This is a genomic window from Gottschalkia acidurici 9a (assembly GCF_000299355.1).
Classification (GTDB): domain Bacteria; phylum Bacillota; class Clostridia; order Tissierellales; family Gottschalkiaceae; genus Gottschalkia; species Gottschalkia acidurici.
On the sequence record NC_018664.1, the window covers coordinates 100,421 to 116,794 of the forward strand.

Sequence of the window (16,374 nt, forward strand, 5' to 3'; positions counted from 1 at the left end):
AAGGTTGATGCTATATGTTTAGTATAATAACTATATCATTAAAAATTGCAATAATCGCAACAATAGTAGTTCTAATATTAGGGATCACATTAGCAAAACTATTAACAAAATATGACTTTAGAGGAAAGGATATAATAGAAACTATATTCTTACTGCCAATGATATTGCCACCTTCGGTTGTAGGATACGCACTACTAATTGTTATAGGAAAAAGAGGATTTGTAGGGAAATTCCTACTAGACGTATTTGATTATCAACTTATATTTACTTGGGTTGCTGGATGTATAGCCGCAGCGGTAGTGTCATTCCCATTAATGTATCAAAATTGTAAAAGTGCTTTCTTAAGTATAGATAAAAATATAGAAGATGCGGCAAAAAGTTTAGGTGCTAACAAATGGCAGGTATTTACCAAAGTAACTTTACCTTTAGCCTCAAAAGGTATTTTAAATGGACTAGTACTAACATTTGCAAGAGCCTTAGGAGAGTTTGGAGCAACGCTTATGGTTGCAGGAAATATACCTGGTAAAACTCAAAATATACCATTAGCTATATACTTTGCAGTAGAAACGGGAAAAACATCACTTGCTAATACATTGGTTCTTATAGAAGTAATATTCAGCTTCGCGGTAGTTTATGGTGTGAACTTCTGGATAAAGAAAAAGGGCACTTATTAAAGAAACTTGACATATGTACATATATATAATATAATTAGAATCTATCAACTTATAAATTTTACTACAATAAAAATCAGCTAATGCTGAAAAATACGGAGAGATGGCTGAGTATGGTTGAAAGCGCTCGCCTGGAACGCGGGTAGGCATTTATTGTCTCGTGGGTTCAAATCCCACTTTCTCCGCCATTATGCCAGGTTTGTCATGCTAGACGGGGAGGTAGCGGTGCCCTGTAACCTGCAATCCGCTATAGCAGGGTTGAATTCCTAGTATAGGCATATTTACTGTGAGGCCTGCCCTAAAAAAGTGGTGTTGACGATTGGGTCCTGCGCAACGGGAACCTATGAATCCCGTCAGGTCCGGAAGGAAGCAGCGGTAAGTAGTAACTCTCGTGTGCCGCGGGGGTGCCTAGTCCGAGCTAACTATTTAGGTAACGCTTATGGTAGTATGTCGAAGCTAGGTGCATGACTCTAATTTTAAAAAATCGTTCCAAATAAAAAGTCTTTAGTTTTAAACTAAGGGCTTTTTATTTTTATCTAAAAACTATCTAGTATGGTTAAAATATAGTAGATATAGCTAAAGTTTGATATAATATAATAGAGAACTCAATTTAGCTAGGAAGGAGCTTATAGATGTCTTATAAAGCAATATATAGAAAGTTTAGACCTAGAGTTTTTGATGATGTTCTAGGACAAGAGCATATTACTACAATACTCAAGAATCAAATATTAAATGACAATATAGCCCACGCCTATCTATTCTCAGGAACTAGAGGAACGGGAAAGACATCTACGGCTAGAATACTGGCAAGGGCTATAAACTGTATAGATAACAAGGACGGTAATCCTTGCAATACTTGTGAAGTATGTGAAGAAATACTAGATGAAAGTATAATGGATATAGTCGAAATTGATGCTGCATCTAATAATAGTGTAGAAGATATAAGAGAGCTTAGAGAAAACTCTAAGTATCCACCTTCTAAGTGTAGATATAAGGTATATATAGTAGACGAGGTTCATATGCTTTCTAAAGGTGCGTTTAATGCCTTGCTGAAAGTTTTAGAAGAGCCACCGAAACATCTTATATTCATATTGGCCACTACAGAACCACAAAAGCTACCAGCAACTATAATATCTAGATGTCAAAGATATGACTTCAAAAGGGTTTCAATAGAAGACATAGTTAAAAATATGAAGGATATATGCCTAGAGATAGATGTAAATATAGAAGAAAAAGCACTTTATCTTATAGCAAGAAATTCAGATGGAGCTATGAGAGATGCTTTAAGTATATTAGATCAATGTATCTCGTTTATAGATGGAGAAATAACATACGATTATATATTGTCTACATTAGGGATAGTAAATAATGACTTAATGTTTGAGATAGTAAATGGTATAATAGACAATGATATAGATAACGTATTAAACTTTATAGATACGATAGTACAAAATGGAATAGACATAAATCAATTTATAAAAGATATGATACTTCACTTTAGAAATTTAATGATATCTAAAACATCATCGAATTCAGAAAATACTATAGATGGATCTCAAGAGTTTATACATCAGCTGAAAGTTCAGTCAGAGAAGATAGACTTAAATACAATTATTACTTTTCTAAATATATTATCAGAGGCAGAAACAAAGAGTAAATGGTCAACTCAACCTAGAGTTATATTAGAAGTGAGTGTAATAAAGATGATGGAGACACCAGTAAGTTTAGATATAGGTAGTCTAGTAAATAGAATAAATAAGTTAGAAGAACAATTGAAGAATGGAAATATACAAATATCTCAAAATAAAAGAATAGAGAAAAAAGAAAATAAAAGTACAAGTGTAAAAGGAATTGAGAACAAGAAAGAAGAAGTAAATAGTACAAAGGTGAAATACACTAGTTCAACAAATATAGATTATGAGACAGTATCATCAGAGTGGAGTAATATACTAAATACTATTAAGAAAAAGAAAATAGGGCTTCACGCACTCATAATGGAAGGAAAGCTATCAAAGTTTAAAAACAATATAATAACTTTATCATTTGGAGAAGGATTTGCATTTCATAGAGATGCATTAGAAAAAAAGAAAACAAAGAATCTATAGAAAGCATCATTGGAAGCTATTTAAATACGACTATAGAGCTAAAGCTTGTGATGGATAATGAAGATATGAATGATAATAATGAAAGTGAAAAAAATGAGTTAATAAAAGAAGTAATAGATATATTTGGAGAAGAACTAGTTGAAATTGAAGAATAATTTTAAATTAAAAAATAGGAGGGAATCAATATGATGAAGTTTCCAGGTGGAAATATGGGTAACATGATGAAGCAGGTTCAGAAGATGCAAAAGCAAATGGCAAAAATGCAAGAGGAGCTAAATGAAAAAGAAGTAGAGGCTAGCTCTGGTGGAGGAGCAGTTACAGTAAGAGCTAATGGAAAAAAAGAAATAGTTTCAATTACGATAGATCCAGATGTTGTAGATCCAGAAGATGTAGAAATGCTACAAGACTTAGTATTGGCAGCAACTAATGAGGCTTTAAGATCATCAGAAGATATGATGGCTAAAGAAATGGGCAAAATCACAGGAGGAATGAACATACCTGGATTATTCTAGGAGGAATTATATGGAGTACTTTGCACATCCAGTAGCAAACTTAATAGAAGAGTTTTCTAAGTTACCTGGTATAGGTAAAAAGACTGCACAAAGGCTAGCATTTCATGTTATAAGTATGAATGATAATGATGCACACAGTCTAGCTACTGCAATAGTAAATGTAAAAAGAAATATAAAGTATTGCAATGTATGCAGTAACTTGACAGATAAAGATGTATGTAATATATGCAGTAATAATAAAAGAGATAGTTCAGTAATATGTGTAGTAGCAGATCCTAAGGATGTTATAGCTATAGAAAAAACTAGAGAATTTAATGGATTTTATCATGTGCTTCATGGAAATATTTCTCCTATGGAAGGAATTGGACCAGAGGAAATAAAGATAAAAGAATTATTACAAAGAATTCAATCTAGTGGAGATGATGTTAAAGAGGTAATATTAGCAACAAGCCCGACCATAGAAGGTGAAGCTACTGCTATGTATATATCTAAACTTCTGAAGCCTATAGGTATAAAGACAACTAGAATAGCTCATGGAATACCAGTTGGTGGGGATCTAGAATATGCAGATGAAGTTACGCTTTCTAAAGCTTTAGAGGGTAGAAGAGAGATTTAATGAATATTATTGCTTATATGAGTAAAATAAGGGTATATATATTGTAATGATTACTGGGTTACAGTTATTACAAATTATATAAAAATGCTTAATATTTATTTAAATAAAAAACTACTTGAATTGGAGGAGATTTTAAATGAAATCTTTAAGAGGAACTAAGACAGCAGAAAATTTAATGAAATCATTTGCGGGAGAATCTCAAGCAAGAACTAGATACACATACTATGCGTCTACAGCAAAAAAAGAAGGATATGTTCAAATTTCTAATATATTTTTAGAAACAGCAGAGAATGAAAAAGAGCATGCTAAAAGATTCTTTAAATTCTTAAAAGAAAGTCTAGATGGTGATGCAGTAGAAATAACAGCTGCATATCCAGTTGCATTAGGTGATACTAGAGCTAATTTACTAGCGGCAGCTAATGGAGAAAATGAAGAATGGTCAGAATTATATCCTGCATTTGCAGACGTTGCTGATCAAGAGGGATTTCCAGATATAGCATATGTGTTTAGAGAGATAGCCGAAGCAGAAGAACGTCATGAAATAAGATATAGAAAGTTACTTTCTAATATAGAAAATAATAAAGTATTTGAAAAAGATACTGAAGTTGAGTGGAAGTGTAATAACTGTGGATATATCCATAAAGGAAAAAGTGCACCAAAGCTATGTCCGGCTTGTGCTCACGAACAAAAATACTTTGAGGTGTTTGTTGAAACATACTAAGAGGTGATTTTTTGGGCTTAGAATTAAGTACAATATTTGCATTTGCATTTGGACTTGTAGCTCTATATATAATAGGGATGATTTTGGTAATTCCTATAAAGATTATAACTAAATTAATATGGAATGGAATAATAGGTGGAATTCTATTAATTTTAGCTAACTTACTAGGAGGATTAATAGGTATAACGGTAGGAATAAATCCTATAACTGCTCTAGTAGCAGGTTTTCTAGGGATTCCAGGTGTAATATTGCTATTTGTATTGCAAATAATACTATAAAAAAGTACCCAGTTTTTACTGGGTACTTTTTCTATTTTAGGAATCCGTATAATAAAAATAGTTAAATTTGTACCAAGTGATAATTTATGATATAATGGATAAAATAACATAAGGTTTAGAAATGCGTACAAAAATATAAATATAATCTAAATGAGGAGGAATTCAGAGATGATAGTGAATTGTGTTGCTAGAGAAGATAAAGGAAGCAGGAAATCAGGAAGATTAAGAACAGCAGGATATATACCAGCAGTTATATATGGGAGTAACTTTTCGAACCATGTTATAGCCTTAAACGACAAAGAGATAAGAGAGGCTTTAAGAAAGCTGGGAGAAAATGCATTAGTAAAGGTAGAGATAGATGGAAAACTAGAAACTGCAATGATAAAGGATATACAAAGAGTACCTGTTGGAAATAAAATACTACATATAGACTTGCAGCAGGTAAGTAGTACAGAAAGAATTCAAGTACAAGTTCCAATTATTTTAGTAGGAAGAGAGCTAAAAGCTAATGAAGGTGTATTACAACAACAATTAGACGGATTAGATATAGATTGTCTAGCAGTAGATATACCAAGAAATATAACTATAGATGTATCACACTTAGGCGTAGGAGATAGTTTTACAGTGTCAGATATAAAGGTAGAAGGTGATTTTACCATAGTAAATGATGGGGAAGAAGTTATAGCTTCTATAGTAGCAGCTACAATGCAAGAAGAAGCTGAAGATGGTGGAGAAGAAGTAGATGCTTCAGATGTAACTGAGGTGTCTAGCTCCAACGAAGGTAGCGAAGAATAAGGATCTGGAAAATAATAAATAAGATAGTGAAAAACTCTCTATGTAAAGATTAATCTTTACATAGAGAGTTTTAATTTTAATTAGAATAAATATTATGTATCTATTGCGCTTTACGTCTATATTCTCTATATGTACTTGTCTTAGCAGATGGGACCCTTCTACTTTTAGCTCTCTTATTTTTAGGCTTGCCATCTATACTATCCACTAAGTCGAATAGTATAAACTTTAAAAATGAAAATATAGGCATAATTAATATAAACAAAAGTAAAATTTTCATTTGATCAACCCCACTTTTAATAAGACTCTTAAGTCATATTATAGCATAAGTATTAATGCTTATCCACATAAAAAAAAACCTTATAAGTAACAAAAGTACACATAAAGAATGATTGACTGACAAAATATGATATGAATATACATACGAATAAACTAAAAATAATTCATAAAATAATCATATAATGGTTTGGAAATATTATATAATTATATTAAAATAGATAATAAAGATTAATAAGACTAAGAAAATGGAGAAAGGAAAATAAATGAGAAAAATAAATGTAAGCCTTATAATAGACACTGTAAAGGAGATGTGTAAAAAGTCAAATTATGAACTTTCTGATGATGTGTTAGAAAAAATACAAGAGTCAAAAGAAAGTGAAAGGTCAGAAATAGGAAAAGATATATTAGAAAAGATGATAGAAAATACAAATATAGCAAGAACGAAGCAAGTTCCAATATGTCAGGACACAGGAATGGCAGTATTTTTTATAGATATAGGACAAGAAGTATATATAGAGGATGGAAGTCTTACAGAAGCCATAAATGAGGGTGTACGACAAGGTTATAGTGAAGGTTTCTTAAGAAAATCAGTAGTAGGAGATCCAATATTAAGAGTAAACACTAATGATAATACTCCAGCTATAATCCACTATAATATAGTAGAAGGAGATAAATTAAAGATAAGCTTGGCACCTAAAGGCTTTGGAAGTGAGAATATGGGGGCACTAAAGATGTTGAAACCATCGGACGGTATAGATGGAATAAAGCAATTTGTAATAGATACAGTGAGAAGTGCAGGTGCTAATCCATGTCCCCCAATAGTAGTAGGCGTAGGTATAGGTGGAACTATGGATAAGGCTTGCCAGTTAGCAAAAAAAGCATTATTTAGGAAATTAGGAATACATAATAAAAAAGAACATATAAAACAACTTGAGGTAGAACTCATAGAAAAGATAAACAACTTAGGAATAGGACCACAGGGGCTAGGAGGAAATACTACAGCATTAGGAGTAAATATAGAGACTTTTCCTACACATATAGCTGGGCTTCCTGTTGCAGTAAATATAAATTGCCACGTTTCTAGACATATAGAGGCAGAAATATAAGCATGTGAGCGAAGAAAATTAAGGAGTGATATAAAGTTGGAACAAGTAAAGGCAAAATATATACAAACTCCATTAACAGAAGAAAAAACACTTGAACTAAAAGCGGGAGATCAAGTTTATATAAGCGGAATAGTATATACTGCTAGAGATGCTGCTCACAAAAGAATGATAGAGGAGCTAGAAGTGGGAAAGGATTTACCATTTGATATAAAAGACTCCACCATATACTATACGGGGCCGTGTCCACCGAGACCCGGAGAAATAATAGGTTCATCAGGACCAACTACAAGCTATAGAATGGACTCATATACTCCTACACTTTTAGATAGAGGACTAAGAGGAATGATAGGTAAAGGAGAAAGATCTAAGGAAGTAATATCAAGCATGATAAAAAATAAAAGTGTTTACTTTGCAGTTATAGGTGGGGCAGGAGCACTAATCTCTAGTTGTATAAAAGAAGTAGAAGTTATAGCTTATGAGGATTTAGGAACTGAAGCTATTAGAAAAATATATATAGAAAATATGCCAGCAATAGTCGCAATAGATTCACAGGGAAATAGCCTATTTGAAAGAGGGGAATAAAATGGATGTTAACGAAAGATCATTAAGACTTCATGAAGAAAATAAAGGAAAGCTATCCATCAAATCTAAAGTAAAAGTAGAAAACAAAGAGGATTTATCATTAGCGTATACTCCAGGTGTAGCAGAGCCATGCAGAAAAATACATGCCAACAAAGAAGATGTATATAAATATACGTCAAAAGGAAATACAGTAGCAGTAATAACTGATGGTAGTGCAGTTTTAGGACTAGGAGATATAGGCCCAGAGGCATCACTGCCAGTTATGGAAGGTAAATGTATCTTATTTAAAGAATTTGCAGATGTGGATGCTTTGCCTATATGTATAGATTCAAAAGATGTAGAAACTATAATACAAACAGTAAAATTGATAAGTCCAACACTTGGAGGTATAAATTTAGAAGATATATCAGCTCCAAGGTGTTTCGAGATAGAAGAAAGACTAAAAAAGGAATTAGGTATACCAGTATTTCATGACGATCAGCATGGAACAGCTATAGTAGTTTTGACAGGAATACTGAATAGTTGCAGGCTACTAAATAAAAATATAGAAGACTTAAAGATAGTTATAAATGGCTCAGGATCAGCAGGTATAGCAATATGCAAGATATTATCTAAAGTAGGCGTAAAAGACATAATACTTTGTGATACTAAAGGAGCTATCTATAAAGGCAGAGAAAATTTAAACTGGATAAAAGAAGAAATATCAGAAATTACTAATAAAGATCTAGAAAGTGGAAGGCTAGAAGATATCATAGTAGGAAAGGATGTATTTATAGGAGTATCAGCTCCAAACATACTTACAGGTGAAATGGTAAAGAGCATGAGTAACGATTCTATAATATTTGCACTAGCAAATCCAATACCTGAAATAATGCCAGATGTAGCACAAGCGAATGGGGCAAAAATAATAGCTACAGGAAGATCAGACTTCCCGAATCAAATAAATAATGTGCTAGCATTTCCGGGAATATTTAGAGGAGCATTAGATGCAAGAGCAGAAGAAATAACTGATGAAATGAAAATAGAAGCAGCAAAAGCTATAGCTAGTATTATATCTGATGAAGAAATAAACGAAGAATATATAATACCAGATCCATTTGATAAAAGAGTAATGCCAGTAGTAGCAGAGGCTGTAAGAAAAGCTGTGGAAGAAAAACTTAAATAAAATGAAAATTTACTTTGATAAGAATTCCTATAGGAGAGAAAAAATGAAAACATCCTATAGGATATTTTTTACCCTTATTTGATTAACCAAACGTGAAAAGAAAAATGTATAAAGATATCTTATATTTGAAGAGTTCCAGCATTACGCTTAAAAACAGTAATACGACTATTTATATACATAGTTATAAATTTAGTTATTGTAACAATAACCAAGCCCTAAGAATAAAATAAATCAATCTGGAAATAATCAAACCATACATAAAAAATAAGGGGTTGATATTAGTGGAAGCTAGTTACTGTAAAACTTGTAAAAAGGATAATGATGGAGGAATAGATTTATTAGGAGTACATATATGTAGAGAATGTTTAGACTCTATAACTAATCTAGAGGTAGGAGACTTAGCTTATGAATACTATAAGTCTGTCATAGGCAAAGTTTGGACTGATTATTATAAGATGAGACTTAATTAAAGAAAAATAAATTGTGAAAAATAGAATACAACAAAAAAGAAAGATATAGGAATCTCCTATATCTTTTTAACGTTTATAATAAAGGGGTTTATTATTTAAAGAAAATTTTATCTCCATTTCATTATATAACTAATACAGGATATATTCAAATAAATATTTAAAAATTATTATCTTTTCTATATACATATTTCTACAATACTATAAAAGGAAAAAGCAGATTAGAGTAGAATAAATATACTAGGAGGATAATTTTATGAAAACGCCAATAATAGACGGACTTAAAAAATACATAAAAGAAGAAAATATAAGATTCCATATGCCAGGGCATAAAGGAAAAAAGAACTACAAGAACTAGGAATGTTAATACCATATATAGACGTAACAGAAGTCGAGGGAACAGATAATCTACATCTTCCAACCGCAATGATAAAATCAAGCCAAGAATTAGCTGCCAAAACCTTTAAGGCTAAAAAGACATTTTATTCAGTAAATGGAACCACAGGAGGGATATATGCAGCTATAACCAGTCAAGTTAAACCAGGAGAAAAAATATTAATCCAGAGAGATTGTCATAGATCAGTTCATAATGCATTAGTACTAGGAAGAATAGATCATGACTATATGTATCCAGTCTATGACAGTAAATGTAATATACTAACAGGGATAAATCCCGATGATATAGAGAAAAAATTAAAAGAAGATAGTGAAATAAAAGCAATAGTTATAACTTATCCATCATATTATGGAGTATGTAGTGATATTGAAAAAATATGTAAAATAGCACATAGGTATAACAAGTTATTAATTGTAGATGAAGCTCATGGAAGTCATCTAGGATTTAGTGAAAGACTACCAAAGTCATCAATAGAAGCAGGAGCTGATATAGTAATACAGAGTACACATAAGACATTACCAGCTTTTACTCAGAGCTCTATGGTTCATGTAGGCACAGATAGAGTAGATATAGAAAAGCTAGAAAAAATGATGTCAATATATCAAACAACTAGTCCATCATATCTACTACTATCTTCAATTGATTATGCTGTAGGATATATGGACGTATATGGTAGAGAAAAACTTAATGTAATCTTAGATAAAATACAAGAAGTCACTATCTATTTGGAAAGATTACAAAAAGTCAAAATATTTAATAAGAATGATATAGTGCATAACAACTTTCATGATTTTGATAATACAAAACTACTTTTTAATGTAGAAGGAATCACAGGTAAGAAACTTGAAGAAATATTAAGACGAGACTATCATATACAACTAGAAATGAGTGATTACTATTACGGACTAGCTCTTACTTCAATACTAGATGAAAATAGTGACTTAGAAAAATTAGCACTTGCAATAGAGGATATATCTAAAAAAGATGAATACACAAATAAGGATTTAGCAATTAAAGAATTTAATGATATAAGGAATATAAATCCTAAAATAGTAATGTCACTATATGAAGCTTTTTATAACAACAAAATTAGTGTACAATTAAAGGAGAGCATAGGTAAGATATCTGGGGATTTTATAATTCCATATCCGCCAGGAATACCTATACTAGCACCAGGAGAAATTGTAACTAAGGAAATTGTTGAATATATAGAAAAACTTATAGAAAATAACGTACAGATATTAGGACTAACGAATGGAAATATACTTATAACGAAGTGAGAGGAGAACAAATGAAGGGCTTATTCATAACATTAGAGGGACCAGATGGATCTGGTAAAAGTACAGTGTCAAGAATGTTGGCATCATATCTAAGGGAAAGAGGGCTTAGAGTAACATTAACCAGAGAACCAGGTGGAACAGACATAAGTGAGAAGATAAGACATATTATATTAGACAATAAAAATACGGAAATAGCGTATACAACAGAAGCTTTATTATACGCAGCTTCTAGAGCACAGCATATATCGGAGAAGATAGTGCCAGCTATAGATGATGGAAGGATAATAATATGTGATAGATTTGTACTATCAAGTTTAGTATATCAAGGTATAGGAAGGGGTCTAGGAATAGATAGTGTAAAGATGATAAATGATTTTGCAATTCAAGGCATAGAACCAGACGCTATACTCTTTTTTGATATAAATCCCAAAATAGCTTTAAAAAGAAAGACTAGAAAATCTAAAGGCGATAGACTAGAGAAAGAAGATATAAGCTTTCATGAGAAAGTATATAAAGGATATAAACATCTTACAGAGATCTACTCAGAGAAAATTAAAGTGATAGATGCTTCTAAAAGTAAGGAAGAAGTATTTAATCAAGTAAGGAATATTGTCGATATATTGTTAAATGAAGACAAATAAAGAAAGGGTGGTATGATGAAACTTATAGTAGCTATTATTCAAGATGAGGATACTCAAGAACTTGTAGATAGGCTTACAGAAGAGAAGATAAGTTCCACTAAGTTAGCTTCAACAGGTGGGTTTCTGAAATCTGGGAACACAACATTATTGATAGGGATAGAGAAAGAGAAAGTGGACTATGTTATATCTATAATAGAAGAGAAGTGCAAAAGCAGAACTAAGGTAACATCGACACCAATAACTACCACATGGATACCAACAGCATATATACCTCAAGCTATAGAAGTTCCAATAGGTGGGGCAACTATATTCGTACTAGACGTAGACAAGTTTGCGAAAGTATAGGAGAGAATAAAAAATGATAAAAATAAATGATATAAAGAGTGGATCGCCTCAACAAATAGATAATATTAATAAAGATAATTTAAATAAAAAGGTTGGTAATAAGAAGTTCTCTAAGGAGCTCGCTCATTTAGACGAATTAACAGTAAAGGAAAAGCTTGAGTATCTTCTTACAAAAATAGATAAACAGTCTGAAAAACTATCTGCTAAAGTAGACATAAAAGAGCTTATAGTATATAAAAAGTTAATATCAGAGTTTTTACAAGAATCGGTTAGTTCCATGGCTAAGTTTACTAAGGATAGTTTTTTAGATAGACGTGGAAGACACAGAGTTCACTCATTGGTAAAAAAAGTAGATAGTGAGCTAGAAGCATTGACAAAGGATGTGCTTTCAAAAGAGAGTGATAATATAAATATACTAAAAAAGATGCAAGATATAAGAGGACTTATAGTAGATATATATATGTAATCGGAGGATCATAATGGATTTTAATGATGTAATAGGTCATGAAAAGATAATATCTAACCTTAAGAATACTATTAGGAATGACCATGTAGCACATAGTTATTTATTTGAGGGATCAAAACTTATAGGAAAAGAGACCTTAGGAAAAGTATTTGCAAAAACATTACTTTGTGAAAAAAGGTCAGTAGAGCCTTGCAATATATGTCAATCATGTATACAGTTTGATAAGACTAATCATCCAGATTTTAAAATAATTTATCCAGATGGGCAGTCTTTTAAAAAAGATCAGGCTGAAGAAATTCAAAGAGATATAAGAATAAAGCCCTTTAATTCATATAGGAAAGTATATATATTAAAAGATATAGAAAAGATGACTATAGAAGCACAAAATAGCTTCTTAAAGACATTAGAAGAACCACCTGAATACGCGGTTATAATAATGACTACAGTTAATAAGTACAAATTAGTACCTACTATATTGTCTAGATGCCAAACCATAAATTTCACACTTGTAGAAAGCTCAAAGATAGAGAAGTCACTCGTAGAAAGGCTTAAGAAAAGTGACGCAGAGGCTAAGTTCTTATCTTTATTTTCAAATGGAATAGTAGGAAAAGCAATAGCGCTGTCGGAAAGTGAAGATTTTAAAAAGATAAGAGAAGAGCTAATTACTGCAATAGATACCACATTAAATGAAGACAGAACCAAAGTATTTTCTACAAGTGAGTTTTTTCAAGAGAATAAAGATGATATAGAAGATATTTTAGATATGATTTTATTATGGTTTAGAGATATACTAATATATAAAGAAAGTAATAATGAGAATTATCTGGTAAATAAAGATAAAGTTCACACTATCATAAATCACTCTAAAAATTTAAATATAGAAAAAATACATGATATAATAGAAACTGTAATAAATACTAAAGAAAGCATAGATTCAAAAGTAAATTTTGGATTAGCTATAGAGATGATGCTTTTACAGATTCAGGAGGTTTGATATGGTAACTGTAGTAGGAGTTAGATTTAAAAAAGCAGGTAAGATATACTACTTTGATCCTGATAATATAGATGTAAAGAAAGAAGATTATGTTATAGTAGAGACTGCGAGAGGTATAGAGTTCGGACATATTGTAGTAGGACCTAAGGAAATATATGAAGATGAAATAGTTGCTCCTCTTAAAAAGGTATTAAGAGCTGCAACAGAAGAAGATATAGAAAAGCATGATGAAAATCAATCTAAACAACTAGAAGCTTTTAGAATATGTTTAGAGAAAATAGAGCAACATAAGTTAGATATGAAGTTAATAGATGTAGAGTATACTTTTGATAATAATAAAGTTATATTTTACTTTACATCTGAAGGAAGAGTAGACTTCAGAGAGTTAGTTAAAGATCTAGCTTCAATATTTAGGACTAGAATAGAGCTAAGACAAATAGGAGTTAGAGATGAGGCAAAGATGATAGGTGGATTAGGACCTTGTGGAAGATCCTTATGTTGTGCTACATTTTTAGGAGAATTTGATCCTGTGTCTATAAAAATGGCAAAAGAACAAAACTTATCATTGAATCCAACTAAGATATCGGGAATATGTGGAAGATTAATGTGTTGTTTAAAATATGAGCATGAAGCTTATGAGGATATATTAGAAAGACTTCCGCACGTAGGATCAAGAGTTATGACACCTAGTGGTGAAGGTATAGTAGTAGATACAGTAACACTTTTAGAATTAGTAAAAGTTAGAGTTAAATCTGATGAGGGCACAGAAGAAATAGTACCGTTCATAATAGAAGAAGTAAAAGAGCTGGAAGAAAAGAATAAAAGAAGTTTTAAATCACATGAAAATGAGAAAGATATGAGAAGTATACTGGAAATGGAAGATATAGATCCAGAAGAAAGAGCGGAGTTAGAACGGCTGTTAAAGGAGTAATAATCAACGTTACAAAATATATGAAAAGATAAAAAAAGCGCTTTCATTATAATTAGAAAAGTGATAGAATATAGTGGAGTTAGTATATTAGATTTGCGGAGGTGAAAATAATGGCTTACGTAATCAATGAAGCATGCATAAGCTGTGGAGCATGTGAACCAGAATGCCCAGTAAATGCAATAAGTTCAGGAGATGACAGATACGTTATCGATGCGGATACTTGCATAGACTGTGGAGCATGTGCAGGTGTTTGTCCAGTAGACGCACCAGTACAAGCGTAGTTCGCACATAGTTAACAAAGAACTACTCCTTTTAATCGGTTTAAAAGGAGTAGTTTTTTTATTATAGGAGAATAATATGGAAAACTTGACTTTGAGACAAAACGAAAGAATAGATGATTTACAGTGTAAAGGATTAAAAATAATTCAAAATAAAGATTGGTTTTGCTTTGGAATGGATGCAGTTCTTTTAGCGAACTATTGTGATATAAAGAAAAACTCAACAGTAGTAGATTTAGGAACAGGAACAGGTATAATACCAGTTCTTTTATGTGGTAAAAACGAAGTGAAAAAGATATATGCAGTTGAAATCCAAGAAGAAGTTGCAGAAATGGCTAATAGAACAGTATTACTAAATAACCTTGAAGAAAAAATAGAAATAGTTAATATAGATTTAAAAGAAGCAGTAGAAAAATTAGGAGTAAATAAATTTGATGTAGTGACATCGAATCCGCCATATATGAACTGTGGAAGTGGACTTCAAAATAAACAAGATAAAAAGACTATTTCAAGACACGAAGTGAAATGTGACTTGGAAGATGTCATAAAAGTAGCAAGCAGACTTTTAAAACACAATGGAAAGTTTTTTTTAGTTCACAGACCTAATAGAATAGTAGATATATTTACTTTACTTAGACAATATAAGCTGGAACCTAAAAATATAAGATTTATCTATCCAAAAGTAGGAGAAAGACCGAATCTAGTCCTTATAAAGAGTATAAAAGCTTCGAAGCCAGATTTGAAGTTTGAAGAACCACTGTATGTTTATGATGATAGAGGAAACTATACAGATGAAATATTAAAGATATACGGGATGGATAAGGAAGTAAAGGAAGATAAAAATGGATAAAACAAAAAATATGGGACGCTTATTTATATGCCCTACCCCTATAGGAAATTTAGAGGATATTACATTTAGAGTAATAAAAACATTAAATGAGGTGGATTTAATAGCTGCTGAAGATACTAGACATACCATAAAGCTATTAAACCACTTTGAAATAAAAAAACCCCTTACAAGCTATCATGAGCATAATAAAAAAGAAAAGGGAAAAGTATTAATAGACAGAATGATACAAGGTGAAAATATAGCTGTAGTTTCAGACGCTGGAATGCCAGGAATATCAGATCCAGGCGAAGATTTAGTTAAATTAGCTATAGAGAATGGTATAGAAGTAACAGCACTTCCAGGGCCTACAGCATTTGTACTTGGACTAGTTCTTTCTGGGCTTAATACTAGGAAATTTGTATATGAAGGGTTTCTCTCATCAAATAAAAAAGAAAGAAAAGAAGAATTGAGAAAGCTTGAAAAAGAAACAAGAACTATTATATTATATGAATCTCCACATAGAATAAAGGACCTTTTAGAAGACATGAAGGAAATAATGGGTAATAGGAATATATCTGTATCTAGAGAACTCACTAAGAAATATGAAGAAATATTTAGAGGAAATATAGAGGAGGCTTTAGATAGATTTAATAGAGAAGACCCGAGAGGTGAATTCGTAGTAGTGATACAAGGAGTATCTATTCAAGAAATAGAAAGAGAAGAACGTGATAAGTGGGAAAACTTAAGTATAAGAGATCACATCACCTTATATATGAGTCAGAATCTAAGTAAAAAAGATGCTATTAAAAAGGTAGCAAAAGATAGAAAGCTTCACAAAAATGAAGTATATAAAGAAGGTTTAGATCTATAAAAAAAGGAGTGGCGAAAAATAGATCGCCACTTTAAGTACAAAATTTAT

21 protein-coding genes, 1 tRNA gene and 1 other RNA gene are annotated in these 16,374 nt (G+C 31.5%); 22 read left to right on the forward strand and 1 reads right to left on the reverse strand.

Annotated features, from left to right (window positions below):
• The first annotated feature begins 14 nt into the window (after positions 1 to 14).
• The 9 genes from modB to CURI_RS00510 all read left to right on the forward strand — a co-directional run bounded on the left by modB (position 15) and on the right by CURI_RS00510 (position 5,698).
• Positions 15 to 674 carry a molybdate ABC transporter permease subunit gene (gene modB, locus CURI_RS00475; RefSeq protein ID WP_014966315.1) on the forward strand — a complete coding sequence of 220 codons (660 nt, stop codon included), beginning with the start codon at positions 15 to 17 and terminating at the stop codon, positions 672 to 674.
• 94 nt (positions 675 to 768) lie between these two features.
• Positions 769 to 859, forward strand: a tRNA-Ser gene (locus CURI_RS00480).
• A 14-nt stretch (positions 860 to 873) separates the two neighbouring features.
• An RNA gene (gene ffs, locus CURI_RS15165) (signal recognition particle sRNA large type) lies at positions 874 to 1,139 on the forward strand.
• A 164-nt stretch (positions 1,140 to 1,303) separates the two neighbouring features.
• Positions 1,304 to 2,776 carry a DNA polymerase III subunit gamma/tau gene (gene dnaX / locus CURI_RS00485; RefSeq protein WP_014966316.1) on the forward strand — a complete coding sequence of 491 codons (1,473 nt, stop codon included), beginning with the start codon at positions 1,304 to 1,306 and terminating at the stop codon, positions 2,774 to 2,776.
• Between the two features lie 185 nt (positions 2,777 to 2,961).
• The gene (locus CURI_RS00490; RefSeq protein WP_014966317.1) at positions 2,962 to 3,288 is read left to right on the forward strand and encodes a YbaB/EbfC family nucleoid-associated protein; all 327 of its coding nucleotides are present in this window, start codon (positions 2,962 to 2,964) and stop codon (positions 3,286 to 3,288) included.
• A 10-nt stretch (positions 3,289 to 3,298) separates the two neighbouring features.
• Positions 3,299 to 3,904 carry a recombination mediator RecR gene (gene recR, locus CURI_RS00495; protein ID WP_014966318.1) on the forward strand — a complete coding sequence of 202 codons (606 nt, stop codon included), beginning with the start codon at positions 3,299 to 3,301 and terminating at the stop codon, positions 3,902 to 3,904.
• Between the two features lie 136 nt (positions 3,905 to 4,040).
• Complete coding sequence (gene rbr, locus CURI_RS00500; RefSeq protein ID WP_014966319.1) at positions 4,041 to 4,625, forward strand: rubrerythrin; 585 nt, start codon at positions 4,041 to 4,043, stop codon at positions 4,623 to 4,625.
• Between the two features lie 11 nt (positions 4,626 to 4,636).
• A complete protein-coding gene (locus CURI_RS00505; RefSeq protein WP_014966320.1) occupies positions 4,637 to 4,903 on the forward strand; it encodes a pro-sigmaK processing inhibitor BofA family protein in 267 nt (88 codons plus the stop codon).
• 168 nt (positions 4,904 to 5,071) lie between these two features.
• Positions 5,072 to 5,698 (forward strand): 50S ribosomal protein L25, encoded by a 627-nt coding sequence (locus tag CURI_RS00510; RefSeq protein WP_014966321.1) that lies wholly within the window; start codon positions 5,072 to 5,074, stop codon positions 5,696 to 5,698.
• A 100-nt stretch (positions 5,699 to 5,798) separates the two neighbouring features.
• Here CURI_RS00510 and CURI_RS15705 read toward each other — a convergent pair whose 3' ends face one another.
• The gene (locus CURI_RS15705; protein WP_014966322.1) at positions 5,799 to 5,975 is read right to left on the reverse strand and encodes a hypothetical protein; all 177 of its coding nucleotides are present in this window, start codon (positions 5,973 to 5,975) and stop codon (positions 5,799 to 5,801) included.
• A gap of 262 nt (positions 5,976 to 6,237) precedes the next feature.
• Between CURI_RS15705 and CURI_RS00515 the strand changes: the two genes are divergently transcribed.
• The 13 genes from CURI_RS00515 to rsmI all read left to right on the forward strand — a co-directional run bounded on the left by CURI_RS00515 (position 6,238) and on the right by rsmI (position 16,326).
• Positions 6,238 to 7,080 (forward strand): fumarate hydratase, encoded by an 843-nt coding sequence (locus CURI_RS00515; protein WP_014966323.1) that lies wholly within the window; start codon positions 6,238 to 6,240, stop codon positions 7,078 to 7,080.
• A 36-nt stretch (positions 7,081 to 7,116) separates the two neighbouring features.
• Positions 7,117 to 7,662, forward strand: coding sequence for a Fe-S-containing hydro-lyase (locus CURI_RS00520; RefSeq protein WP_014966324.1), 546 nt, complete (start codon positions 7,117 to 7,119; stop codon positions 7,660 to 7,662).
• Position 7,663: 1 nt separating this feature from the next.
• The gene (locus tag CURI_RS00525) at positions 7,664 to 8,827 is read left to right on the forward strand and encodes an NAD(P)-dependent malic enzyme (RefSeq protein ID WP_014966325.1); all 1,164 of its coding nucleotides are present in this window, start codon (positions 7,664 to 7,666) and stop codon (positions 8,825 to 8,827) included.
• Between the two features lie 281 nt (positions 8,828 to 9,108).
• Positions 9,109 to 9,297, forward strand: coding sequence for a sigma factor G inhibitor Gin (locus CURI_RS00530; RefSeq protein ID WP_014966326.1), 189 nt, complete (start codon positions 9,109 to 9,111; stop codon positions 9,295 to 9,297).
• 357 nt (positions 9,298 to 9,654) lie between these two features.
• Positions 9,655 to 10,971 carry an aminotransferase class I/II-fold pyridoxal phosphate-dependent enzyme gene (locus tag CURI_RS00535; protein WP_014966327.1) on the forward strand — a complete coding sequence of 439 codons (1,317 nt, stop codon included), beginning with the start codon at positions 9,655 to 9,657 and terminating at the stop codon, positions 10,969 to 10,971.
• An 11-nt stretch (positions 10,972 to 10,982) separates the two neighbouring features.
• Positions 10,983 to 11,612 carry a dTMP kinase gene (gene tmk / locus CURI_RS00540; protein WP_041701305.1) on the forward strand — a complete coding sequence of 210 codons (630 nt, stop codon included), beginning with the start codon at positions 10,983 to 10,985 and terminating at the stop codon, positions 11,610 to 11,612.
• 15 nt (positions 11,613 to 11,627) lie between these two features.
• The gene (locus CURI_RS00545) at positions 11,628 to 11,957 is read left to right on the forward strand and encodes a cyclic-di-AMP receptor (protein ID WP_041701306.1); all 330 of its coding nucleotides are present in this window, start codon (positions 11,628 to 11,630) and stop codon (positions 11,955 to 11,957) included.
• 13 nt (positions 11,958 to 11,970) lie between these two features.
• A complete protein-coding gene (locus tag CURI_RS00550; RefSeq protein ID WP_014966330.1) occupies positions 11,971 to 12,423 on the forward strand; it encodes a YaaR family protein in 453 nt (150 codons plus the stop codon).
• A 13-nt stretch (positions 12,424 to 12,436) separates the two neighbouring features.
• Positions 12,437 to 13,417 (forward strand): DNA polymerase III subunit, encoded by a 981-nt coding sequence (locus CURI_RS00555; RefSeq protein ID WP_014966331.1) that lies wholly within the window; start codon positions 12,437 to 12,439, stop codon positions 13,415 to 13,417.
• Position 13,418: 1 nt separating this feature from the next.
• The gene (locus CURI_RS00560) at positions 13,419 to 14,348 is read left to right on the forward strand and encodes a PSP1 domain-containing protein (RefSeq protein ID WP_014966332.1); all 930 of its coding nucleotides are present in this window, start codon (positions 13,419 to 13,421) and stop codon (positions 14,346 to 14,348) included.
• Positions 14,349 to 14,458: 110 nt separating this feature from the next.
• Positions 14,459 to 14,629: a DUF362 domain-containing protein gene (locus CURI_RS00565; protein ID WP_014966333.1), complete on the forward strand. Its 171-nt coding sequence runs from the start codon at positions 14,459 to 14,461 to the stop codon at positions 14,627 to 14,629.
• Between the two features lie 76 nt (positions 14,630 to 14,705).
• Entirely contained in the window at positions 14,706 to 15,476 is a 771-nt protein-coding gene (locus tag CURI_RS00570; protein WP_014966334.1) for a tRNA1(Val) (adenine(37)-N6)-methyltransferase, read from the forward strand.
• Positions 15,469 to 16,326: a 16S rRNA (cytidine(1402)-2'-O)-methyltransferase gene (gene rsmI / locus CURI_RS00575; protein ID WP_014966335.1), complete on the forward strand. Its 858-nt coding sequence runs from the start codon at positions 15,469 to 15,471 to the stop codon at positions 16,324 to 16,326. The genes CURI_RS00570 and rsmI overlap by 8 nt, the downstream gene beginning before the upstream one ends.
• Positions 16,327 to 16,374: the final 48 nt, after the last annotated feature.

What these genes read in the sequence shown, in the direction of transcription:
- CURI_RS00525 (WP_014966325.1), top strand. Translation starts at nt 7,664, where the DNA reads ATGGATGTTAACGAAAGATCATTAAGACTTCATGAAGAAAATAAAGGA.
- modB (WP_014966315.1), top strand. Translation starts at nt 15, where the DNA reads ATGTTTAGTATAATAACTATATCATTAAAAATTGCAATAATCGCAACA.
- CURI_RS15705 (WP_014966322.1), bottom strand. Translation starts at nt 5,975, where the DNA reads ATGAAAATTTTACTTTTGTTTATATTAATTATGCCTATATTTTCATTT.
- CURI_RS00535 (WP_014966327.1), top strand. Translation starts at nt 9,655, where the DNA reads ATGTTAATACCATATATAGACGTAACAGAAGTCGAGGGAACAGATAAT.
- CURI_RS00565 (WP_014966333.1), top strand. Translation starts at nt 14,459, where the DNA reads ATGGCTTACGTAATCAATGAAGCATGCATAAGCTGTGGAGCATGTGAA.
- CURI_RS00490 (WP_014966317.1), top strand. Translation starts at nt 2,962, where the DNA reads ATGATGAAGTTTCCAGGTGGAAATATGGGTAACATGATGAAGCAGGTT.
- CURI_RS00555 (WP_014966331.1), top strand. Translation starts at nt 12,437, where the DNA reads ATGGATTTTAATGATGTAATAGGTCATGAAAAGATAATATCTAACCTT.
- CURI_RS00570 (WP_014966334.1), top strand. Translation starts at nt 14,706, where the DNA reads ATGGAAAACTTGACTTTGAGACAAAACGAAAGAATAGATGATTTACAG.
- tmk (WP_041701305.1), top strand. Translation starts at nt 10,983, where the DNA reads ATGAAGGGCTTATTCATAACATTAGAGGGACCAGATGGATCTGGTAAA.
- recR (WP_014966318.1), top strand. Translation starts at nt 3,299, where the DNA reads ATGGAGTACTTTGCACATCCAGTAGCAAACTTAATAGAAGAGTTTTCT.
- CURI_RS00515 (WP_014966323.1), top strand. Translation starts at nt 6,238, where the DNA reads ATGAGAAAAATAAATGTAAGCCTTATAATAGACACTGTAAAGGAGATG.
- CURI_RS00545 (WP_041701306.1), top strand. Translation starts at nt 11,628, where the DNA reads ATGAAACTTATAGTAGCTATTATTCAAGATGAGGATACTCAAGAACTT.
- CURI_RS00510 (WP_014966321.1), top strand. Translation starts at nt 5,072, where the DNA reads ATGATAGTGAATTGTGTTGCTAGAGAAGATAAAGGAAGCAGGAAATCA.
- rsmI (WP_014966335.1), top strand. Translation starts at nt 15,469, where the DNA reads ATGGATAAAACAAAAAATATGGGACGCTTATTTATATGCCCTACCCCT.
- dnaX (WP_014966316.1), top strand. Translation starts at nt 1,304, where the DNA reads ATGTCTTATAAAGCAATATATAGAAAGTTTAGACCTAGAGTTTTTGAT.
- CURI_RS00550 (WP_014966330.1), top strand. Translation starts at nt 11,971, where the DNA reads ATGATAAAAATAAATGATATAAAGAGTGGATCGCCTCAACAAATAGAT.
- rbr (WP_014966319.1), top strand. Translation starts at nt 4,041, where the DNA reads ATGAAATCTTTAAGAGGAACTAAGACAGCAGAAAATTTAATGAAATCA.
- CURI_RS00560 (WP_014966332.1), top strand. Translation starts at nt 13,419, where the DNA reads ATGGTAACTGTAGTAGGAGTTAGATTTAAAAAAGCAGGTAAGATATAC.